Source organism: Hydrogenophaga sp. FW305-3-2-15-A-LB1, assembly GCF_058787875.1.
Map to the genome: position 1 here is coordinate 1 of NZ_JBYTAE010000165.1, position 3,452 is coordinate 3,452.

The following is a 3,452-nucleotide window of genomic DNA, read 5'->3' on the forward strand; positions in this document are numbered from 1 at the left end:
CTCGCCGCCGTTTCCTGCAGGTTGCTCGCCGCCTGCTCCGTGCGCGCGCTCAGGTCCTGGTTGCCCGAGGCAATCTCGCCGCTGGCGATCTTCACACCATCGACGCCCTCGCGGATCTCGCTCACGATGCGCGCGAGCCCACTCTGCATGCGCTCGATGCCGGCCAGCACGCGCGCGATCTCGTCGCGCCCCAGGGCCTGCACCTGCGTGCTCAGGTCGCCGCCGGCCACGCGCTCGATCGCGCGCGCCGCCTCGTCCAGCGGGCGCGTGATGCTGCCGCTGACCACGTAACCCAGGCCGAGCGCGAGCACCAGCACCGCCAGCGCGGCCAGCACCGTGACCCACATGGCTTGCCGTTGCAGGCGGGCCAACGCATCGACCATGCCGTCCACGCGCACGCCGACCGCGTTGCTGATCTCGACGAAGGCCTCGTCGGCCGAGCGCACATCGGCCTTGGCCGGCTCCATGGCGCTGTTGGCGCGCCAGGGGTCGTTGATCTCGCCGCGCGTGATGCCCAGGTGGATGGCGTTGACCGCCTCGCGGTACTTCGCGAGGCCCGCGGTCATGCGGTCGAGCGCGGCCTGCTCCTGCGTGTGCAGGCCGGGCCGCAGCTGGGCCAGCTGCCCCAGACCCAGGTCCACCTGCTGTTGCCAGGCCGAGTGGTAGCGCTGCAGGGCCGTTTCGTCGGCCAGGTTGAGAAAGAGGTCCTTCTCATAGCGCCGCATGTTGCCCACGGCGGCGCGCACGTCGCCCAACGACCGCAGGGCGGACACCTCGACCTGCACGAGTTGCTGGCTCGCCGAGACGGCGCGGTCCAGACTGAAGAGCGCCGACAGCGCCACGGTGAGAATGCCCAGCGCGCACAAGGCCAGCAGCAGCGCGAGTTTGGCGCGCACGGAAATGTAGGAAAGCCAGTTCATGGGAGGTCTTTGAGAAGCGGGTGGCGCGAATGCCACCCTTGCTCCTGCTTCGACGCCCGACCGGGCTTCTTGAGCACCGTTACCGCATGCCACCCCGGTGCGGATGGGCTTTCATCAAGCGGTCATGTGCCGGCCGCCGAAACCCCCACGGCCCGCGCCAGCGCCGCGCGAGCGAGCAAGCGGGTGGAGTCCAGCGTGGGCAGGGGCGAGTTCGCGTCGCTCATGATCAGCGGGATCTCGGTGCACCCCAGCACCACGGCGTCGCAGCCCTCCTCGGTCTGCAGGCGCGCGAACACAGCCTGGAAGCGCGCCACGCTCTCCGGCTTGAACACCCCGCAGACCAGCTCGTCCATGATGATGCGGCCGATCTCCTCGCGCTCGGCCACGCTGGGCCGCACCGCCTGCACACCCACCGCGGCGAGCTTCTCGGGATAGACCTCGCTGTCCACCAGCCAGCGCGTGCCGGTGATGCCCAGGCGCCGGTGGCCGGCCTGCACCGCCGCTTGCGCCACCACCTCGGCGATGTGCAGCCAGGGCAGCGGCGAGCGCGGCTCGACATGGTGGAACGCCTGGTGGATGGTGTTGTCGGGGCAGATCAGGAAGTCCGCGCCGGCGGCCGCCAGCTTGTGGGCGGACGCCAGCATGAGATCGGCCACGCCGCGCAGATCGCCCCGGTTCAGACAGTCCACGTAGTCGGCGAGAGAGAGCGAATGCAGCGAGACCTCGGGGTGCGCGTGCGGCCCGAGCAAGGCCGCGCCTTCGACGCAGATGGTGCGATAACAGAGGGCCGCCCCTTCGGCGGAGCAGGCCACGATGCCAATGTGCTGGGTCTTGCGCATACCGCATTGTATAAACGATGACTTATGAACAAAAACCTCTGGCTGCTGGCCGGCGCGCAAGGGCTTTTTCTCACCAACAACGTGGTCTTCATGGCCATCAACGGTCTGGTGGGTCTCGCGCTCGCGCCCCTGGGCTGGATGGCCACGCTGCCGGTGATGGGCTATGTGCTGGGCGGCGCGCTGTCCACGCCCCTGGTGGCGCGCACCCAGAGCGCCTTCGGGCGGCAGGCCTCGTTCCAGATCGGCCTGCTGGTGGCCCTGGCCTCGGCCCTGCTGTGCGCCTGGGCGGTGATGGACCGGAACTTCTGGCTGCTGGTGGCCGCCACCGTGGTCGCGGGCTACTACAGCGCCAACGGCCAGCTCTACCGCTTCGCGGCGGCCGAGCTGAGCGCGCCCGCGTTCCGCGACAAGGCGGTCTCGCTGGTGCTGGCGGGCGGCCTGGTGGGCGCGGTGCTCGGGCCCAACCTGGCCGTGCGCACCAAGGACTGGCTGGGTGCGCCGTTCGCCGGTGCGTATGTGGCGCTGGCCCTGGTGGCCCTGCTCGCCATGGCGCTCATGGCCTTTCTGCGCTTCCCGCCCACGCCGGCCCCGGTCGCCGACGCCGACCGGGGCCGCCCGCTCTCGGTGATCGTGCGCCAGCCGGTGTTCATCGTCGCCACCGCTGGCGCGGCGCTGGGTTTCGGCGTGATGAACCTGCTGATGGCCGCCACGCCGCTGGCCATGCAGGTCTGCGGCTTTGCGTTCGATGACGCGGCCCTGGTGCTCGAATGGCACGTGATCGGCATGTTCGCGCCGGGTTTCTTCACCGGCCATCTGATCGCGCGCTTTGGCGTGCTCACCATCATGGGCGTGGGCGTGGTGCTCAACATCGCGTGCATCCTGGTGGCGCTCTCGGGCGTGGACCTGCAGCAGTTCCTGATCGCGCTGTTCCTGCTCGGTGTGGGCTGGAACTTCCTCTTCACGGGCAGCACGACGCTGTCGCTGCAGGCCTACCGACCCGAGGAGAAGAACCGCGCGCAGGCAGCGATCAACTTCTGCGTGTTCGCCACCATGGCGCTGACCTCGTTCGCCTCCGGGGCGCTGGTCACCACCCAGGGCTGGCAATGGCTCAACATCGGCTCGCTGGTACCGGTGGGTCTCACCGGACTGGCCCTGGTCTGGCTTGCCTGGGTGCGCCGGCAGGCCCACAATCCCGCCTGACCGCGCGCCCATTCCGGGCGCCCATCACAGGGAACAATGCCATGGGACTTCTGGATTCATTGATCGGTGCCGCCGCCGAGGCCGCTTCGGGCTCGCTGCAGGGACAACAACGGGGCCCCTCCGCCTCCGCCAACGGCCTGCCGGGTGGGATGGACCCGCAGATGCTCATCGCCCTGGTCGGCTCGCTGCTCGCGAGCTCGGGCGGCTTGCAAGGCCTGCTGGCCAAGCTGCAAGCGGGCGGCCTCGGTGACGCGGTGCAATCCTGGATCGGCACCGGCGCGAACCAGCCGGTGTCGGGCGACCAGCTCGGCAGCGCGCTCGGCCCCGACCTGATGGGCATGATCGCCTCGCAACTCGGCGGCAGCCCCGCGCAGGCTTCGGGCACCTTGGCCGACCTGCTGCCCGGCCTGATCGACCAGCTCAGCCCCAGGGGGCAGTTGCCGGCCGACAACGACCTGGGGGGTCTCGGTGGGCTGGGCGCCCTGCTCGGGGG

4 protein-coding genes are annotated in these 3,452 nt (G+C 70.0%); 2 read left to right on the top strand and 2 right to left on the bottom strand.

Features of this window, described 5'->3' with window-relative positions; translation table 11 throughout:
• Together AC3WPZ_RS27735 and AC3WPZ_RS27740 are read right to left on the bottom strand one after the other, a co-directional pair.
• Positions 1 to 920 (bottom strand): HAMP domain-containing protein (locus AC3WPZ_RS27735; protein WP_492442568.1); only part of this gene is annotated, 920 nt, incomplete at its 3' end.
• Positions 921 to 1,042: 122 nt separating this feature from the next.
• Positions 1,043 to 1,759: an aspartate/glutamate racemase family protein gene (locus AC3WPZ_RS27740; protein ID WP_382322360.1), complete on the bottom strand. Its 717-nt coding sequence runs from the start codon at positions 1,757 to 1,759 to the stop codon at positions 1,043 to 1,045.
• 24 nt (positions 1,760 to 1,783) lie between these two features.
• On the opposite strand from AC3WPZ_RS27740, the gene AC3WPZ_RS27745 reads away from it, so the two are divergent.
• Positions 1,784 to 2,959, top strand: coding sequence for an MFS transporter (locus tag AC3WPZ_RS27745; RefSeq protein ID WP_492442570.1), 1,176 nt, complete (start codon positions 1,784 to 1,786; stop codon positions 2,957 to 2,959).
• A 41-nt stretch (positions 2,960 to 3,000) separates the two neighbouring features.
• Positions 3,001 to 3,452: YidB family protein (locus AC3WPZ_RS27750; RefSeq protein ID WP_492442572.1), on the top strand; the 452-nt coding region annotated here is incomplete at its 3' end.

Excerpts from the sequence above, each read along its gene's own strand:
- AC3WPZ_RS27740 (WP_382322360.1), bottom strand. The coding sequence starts at position 1,759 with ATGCGCAAGACCCAGCACATTGGCATCGTGGCCTGCTCCGCCGAAGGG.
- AC3WPZ_RS27745 (WP_492442570.1), top strand. The coding sequence starts at position 1,784 with ATGAACAAAAACCTCTGGCTGCTGGCCGGCGCGCAAGGGCTTTTTCTC.